The organism is Pseudoxanthobacter sp., assembly GCF_036822375.1.
In the GTDB taxonomy this organism is placed as follows: Bacteria; Pseudomonadota; Alphaproteobacteria; order Rhizobiales; family Segnochrobactraceae; genus Pseudoxanthobacter.
This window is the reverse complement of sequence record NZ_DAISHT010000081.1, coordinates 14,147-15,511: the sequence shown is the minus strand read 5'-3', so window position 1 is coordinate 15,511 and position 1,365 is coordinate 14,147. Positions and strand designations below refer to the sequence as shown.

The following is a 1,365-nucleotide window of genomic DNA, read 5'->3' as shown; positions in this document are numbered from 1 at the left end:
CCACCTTCAGCGTCTGCGTCAGGAAGAACAGCGCATAGAACTGGCCCGTGTACCACACCACGGCCTGACCGGCGGTGAGACCCAGCAGGGCCAGAATGACGACCTTCAGGTTCTTCCAGTTGCCGAAAGCATCGGTAAGGGGCGCCTTGGAGGCCTTGCCCTCTTCCTTCATCTTCTTGAAGACCGGGCTTTCATTGAGCTGGGTGCGAATCCACACCGAGATCGCCAGCAGCAGCACCGACACGATGAACGGAATGCGCCAGCCCCAGCTGGTGAACGCCTCCTCGCCGATAGCCACGCGCACGCCCAGAATCACCAGCAGCGACAGGAACAGGCCGAGCGTCGCCGTGGTCTGGATGTAGGCGGTGTAGTAGCCGCGCCGGCCGGACGGGGCATGTTCGGCGACATAGGTCGCCGCACCGCCATATTCGCCGCCCAGCGCAAGGCCCTGCAGCAGGCGCAGGAGAATGAGGATGGCCGGCGCCGCGATGCCCCACGCCGCATAGCTCGGCAGGATGCCGACGACGAAGGTGGATGCCCCCATCAGAATGATGGTGATGAGGAAGGTATATTTGCGGCCGACCATGTCGCCGAGGCGGCCGAACACGATGGCGCCGAACGGGCGCACCGCAAAGCCGGCGGCAAAGGCCAGCAGCGCGAAAATGAAGGCCGCCGTCTCGTTCACACCGGAAAAGAACTGGTGCGCGATGATCGCCGAAAGGGAACCGTAGAGATAGAAATCGTACCACTCGAATACGGTGCCGAGCGACGATGCGATAATGACGCGCCGCTCTTCCGAGCTCATTGCGCGCGATTGTGTGTCTGACAGTGCGGTGGCGGTGGCCATGTTCGAGCTTCCTCCTCGGACACGGAGCCGGACCGCCTTCCTCTGCGTTCCGGTCAGGAACCTGCACCCGGCCGCAGGCAGCCCGGCGGTGGCGGGCGGCGGAATGCAGCCTCAGCCGCATTCCGCCCGCCACCGGCGCGGGGCACCGTTCGCAGCGGCCGGAGCAGACCGGGCAGGAAAGCCGGTTCGGCTCCGGGGGCCGGCGCCATGCGCGTCAGGCGTGGCAACCGGGGGGCGGTCCTCCCTGAGACACGGCGGGCGCCGCCCGCGCCACCGCATCCGTGCCGGCTTTTCGCCGGCTGTTGTGAGTGGCCGGCCTTTTGTGGCCGGTCCGCATTATGGTCGCCGCCTGAAATGTGGCAACGTTCAATACTGTTAACAAACAAAACGCGGCCGCGCGATGAGACCTTTGGCCTAGAAGCGACCGTTTTCGCCGTTGTCCCCACAATCGCGATTCCCGCGGCCCCACACGGCGTTGCGGCGGCCGGCGGGCCGGGCGGAGCCGCATGGCGGCCGGC

1 protein-coding gene is annotated in these 1,365 nt (G+C 66.2%); it reads right to left on the bottom strand.

The window, feature by feature from the left end; genetic code table 11:
- A partial coding sequence (locus V7067_RS09665) for an MFS transporter (RefSeq protein ID WP_334175683.1) occupies positions 1–847 on the bottom strand: 847 nt, incomplete at its 3' end.
- Between the last annotated feature and the right edge of the window lie 518 nt (positions 848–1,365).